The organism is Longimicrobium sp. (assembly GCF_036387355.1).
Taxonomy (GTDB): Bacteria; Gemmatimonadota; Gemmatimonadetes; order Longimicrobiales; family Longimicrobiaceae; genus Longimicrobium.
This window is the reverse complement of record NZ_DASVTX010000237.1, coordinates 1-3,650: the sequence shown is the minus strand read 5'-3', so window position 1 is coordinate 3,650 and position 3,650 is coordinate 1. Positions and strand designations below refer to the sequence as shown.

The window sequence follows — 3,650 nt, the reverse complement described above, 5'->3', positions numbered from 1 at the left end:
CGTCACTGCCAGCACCGGCGGGCGCCCCAGCCGTTCGGCGATGCTCCCCAGCATCATGTAGTCGGGGCGAAAGTCGTGGCCCCACTGGCTCACGCAGTGCGCCTCGTCCACCACAAAGAGCGAAACCCTGCGCTCCAGCAGCAGCTCGAAGAACTCGCGGTCGCGAAAGCGTTCGGGGGTCACGTACAGGATCTTGCCGCCGCCGCTTTCCACCGCCTCTTCCGCCGCGCGCTTTTCCCCCGCGGACTGGGCGCTGTTGATGGTCCACGCCGCCACGCCCAGCTCGTCCAGCTTGTCGGTCTGGTCCTTCATGAGCGCGATGAGCGGGCTCACGACCACGGTGAGGCCGGGCAGGAGCAGAGCGGGAAGCTGGTAGATCAGCGACTTGCCGGCCCCGGTGGGCAGGACCACGATGGCGTCGCGCCCGTCCAGCACGGCGCGGATCGTTTCTTCCTGGCCGGGGCGGAACTCGGAGAGGTCAAAATGCTGGCGGAGCGCCTGGGCGAGATCTTCGCCCGCGCCCGGTGCGGTTGCGGCCACGCGAATGCCTTTCGGTACGAAGGGTCCTGCGAACGACGGCCACCCCGGGGCAAGCGCCGGGCCAGTTTTCCGCCCTCGCCGTGGCGCGGTCGGAGCGGGGCGTTCGCGGGCGCGACCGGTCTGTGGGTCGGCTAAGTCGTTGCCGCGTAGCATTTTGAGGACAGCGTGCGGATCCGCAGGGTGGTGGGAACGGTAGTTTCCCGGCCCGGATTCCTTGCTTTTCCCAGAGATGGCGCCAGTTTGGCGGTGCGGTTGGAAGGGTGGTGCTTGGGGGCACGCCCCGTGCACAGGGGATGGGCACGCTCGCCCCGGTGGGGTGAAGCGGCAGGGTGGATTCCAAACTCGAGGAGACGGAAGCATGACCAAGATGAAGCGTTCTATCGCCGCGGCGCTGTGCGTTGCCACGCTCGGCACGACGGGTTGCGCGTCGATGAACAACACGGAGCGCGGCGCCGGCATCGGCGCGGGCGCGGGCGGCGCGATCGGCGCCGTGATCGGCCGCCAGACGGGCAACACGGCCCGCGGCGCCATCATCGGCGCGGTGGTGGGCGGCGCGGCGGGAGCCGTGATTGGCCGGCGGATGGACCGGCAGGCGGCCGAGCTGGAGAACATTCCGAACACCGAAGTGCAGCGCGTGGGCGAGGGCATCGCCGTGACCTTTGAGTCCGGCATTCTGTTCGCCACCAACTCCGACGTGATCCAGCCGGCCGGCCGCAGCAACCTGCAGCAGCTTGCGCAGAGCCTGCAGCGCTACCCCGGCACCGAGGTGCTGATCGTGGGCCACACGGACTCCGACGGCTCCGACGACTACAACATGGGCCTGTCGCTGCGCCGTGCTTCGGCCGCGCGCAACTACCTGGTGCAGCAGGGCATTCCGGCCAACGTGATCCGCGTGGAAGGCCGCGGCGAGTCGGAGCCCATCGCCGACAACACCACGGCGTCCGGCAAGCAGCAGAACCGCCGCGTGGAAGTGGCGATCTTCGCCAGCGAAGCGTACCGCCAGCAGGTGCTGCGCGAGAACGGCTCGCAGTAATCCGCAGGAGTTTTCTGCGCGAAAGGAAGCCCGGGACCGTGAGGTCCCGGGCTTTTCTCGTGACGGCAGGGAATAGGGAATAGGGAATAGGGAATAGGGAATAGGGAATAGGGAATAGGGGATAGGGACAGCACCGGCGCGGCGTTCCGTGCCGCTGTGTCCCCGTTGCTGTTCTCCGCAGGCGGGAGGGGACGTTCGCCTGCGTCCGCGTCCTTCGCGTGCGCCGGCCGTGGAAGCGGGCCCGGCGCGAGGTCAGGGGCGGGCGGCGAGGATCTCCAGCAGGAGGCGCGCGGCAAGGCGGGCGGTGCGGCCGTCCTGGTCGTACGGCGGAGAGGTTTCCATGATGTCGGCGCCCACCAGCCTGCCGTCCGCCGCCACCGTACGCACGATGTCGATCATCTCGCGCGCGGTCAGGCCCCCGGTGCCGGGCGCGCTCACGCCGGGCGCGTACGCCGCGTCGCACGCATCCATGTCCACGCTCAGGTACAGCGCGTCCGCGCCCTCCGTCGCGCGGTACAGGGCCGCGCGCGCGGCGCGAGTGGCGCCGTGCGTGCTGATGTCTTCCACCGTGGCCAGGTGCACGCCGCGCTCCGCCACCCACTCCAGGTAGTAGCGCGAGTTGGCGAAGCGGCGAATGCCGATCATCGCCGTGCGCCGCCCGTCGCCAATCCCGCTTTCCAGCGCGCGGCGAAAGGGCGTGCCGCTGGACAGGTGCGCCTCGTCGTCGAACTCGCGCACGTCCAGGTGCGCATCCACCGTCACCAGCCCGAGCCGCGCCTGCGGACGCGCCGCCGCCAATCCGGCGATCAGCGAGCCGGTCACGCCGTGGTCGCCGCCCAGAAAGACCGGGCGCGCGCCGCTGGCGAACACGCGCCGCGCGGCTTCCTGAATGGCCGCGTGCGCGTCCGCCCCGTTCATCGTCGGCACGGCGATGTCGCCCAGATCAATGGCGGGCGGCACGTCGCGCTCGCCGTCGAACGCGCCGAAGCCGGCGAGCGCGTCGCGAATGGCGCGCGGACCCATGCGGGCGCCGGGCCGGGACGGAATCCCGCCATCGTACGGAATCCCCATCACCACCATCCGCCCCTCCAGCGGCTCGCCGTCCGCGGGCCGGACGAGCAGGGCGGGGGCGCGGGGGTCGCGGGGGTCCGGCGCGGCGCGCAGGCCGTGCAGCGGGTGCAATTGGGAGTCGGTCACGTCCGTGGGGGCTCGGGTTCTCTTGCTGGGACCGCGGCAAGGGCACAGTTTTCAGCGTACCGGGACAGGGTACGGGCGCGGGGGAGGCGCGGGCAACCGGCGCGCCCTTCGCTCCCTCGCCCATCCGCCCGTCATCATCGTCCGCATTCTCGTGATCCAGAGCTCTTCGCATGCGCATTCTAACCGGGCTTCAGCCTTCGGGCGTGCTCCACATCGGCAACTACTTCGGCGCCATCAAGCCGCTGATGGACATGCAGGGCAAGGGCGACGTCTTTCTGTTCCTGGCCGACCTGCACGCCCTCACCTCGCTGCAGAACGCCGACGCGCTGAGGACGGCGGTGCGCACCGCGGCCGTCGACCTGATGGCGTGCGGGCTGGACGTGGAGCGCACCATCCTGTGGCGCCAGAGCGACGTGCCGCTGCACTCGGAACTGATGTGGGTCCTGTCCACCGTCACGCCGATGGGGCTGATGGAGCGGATGACGGCGTACAAGGACAAGGTCGCGCGCGGCATCGCCAGCAACGTGGGCCTGTTCACCTACCCCATCCTGCAGGCCGCCGACATTCTGGCGTACGACGCGGACGTGGTGCCGGTGGGGCGCGACCAGAAGCAGCACCTGGAGGCCACGCGCGACATCGCCGTCAAGATCAACGAGGCGTTCGGGGCGGGGACGCTCAAGCTGCCGGAGCCCATGATCAGCGAGGACGTGGCCGTGGTCCCCGGGCTGGACGGGCAGAAGATGAGCAAGAGCTACGGGAACACGCTCGACATCTTCAGCGACGAGAAGCCGCTGCGAAAGAAGGTGATGTCCATCGTCACCGACTCCACCCCGCTGGAGGCGCCCAAGAACCCGGACGGCTCCATCATCGTGGACCTGTA

Annotated in this window: 4 protein-coding genes; 2 read left to right on the top strand and 2 right to left on the bottom strand. The window is 69.8% G+C overall.

The features are described from left to right. The coding region (locus VF665_RS10475; protein WP_331053373.1) for a DEAD/DEAH box helicase at positions 1-540 on the bottom strand (540 nt) is incomplete at its 3' end. Positions 541-898: 358 nt separating this feature from the next. On the opposite strand from VF665_RS10475, the gene VF665_RS10470 reads away from it, so the two are divergent. Continuing rightward, positions 899-1,573 (top strand): OmpA family protein, encoded by a 675-nt coding sequence (locus tag VF665_RS10470; RefSeq protein WP_331053372.1) that lies wholly within the window; start codon positions 899-901, stop codon positions 1,571-1,573. Between the two features lie 252 nt (positions 1,574-1,825). Here VF665_RS10470 and hutG read toward each other — a convergent pair whose 3' ends face one another. Next, a complete protein-coding gene (gene hutG, locus VF665_RS10465; RefSeq protein WP_331053371.1) occupies positions 1,826-2,770 on the bottom strand; it encodes a formimidoylglutamase in 945 nt (314 codons plus the stop codon). Positions 2,771-2,940: 170 nt separating this feature from the next. On the opposite strand from hutG, the gene trpS reads away from it, so the two are divergent. Then, positions 2,941-3,650 (top strand): tryptophan--tRNA ligase (gene trpS / locus VF665_RS10460; protein WP_331053370.1); only part of this gene is annotated, 710 nt, incomplete at its 3' end.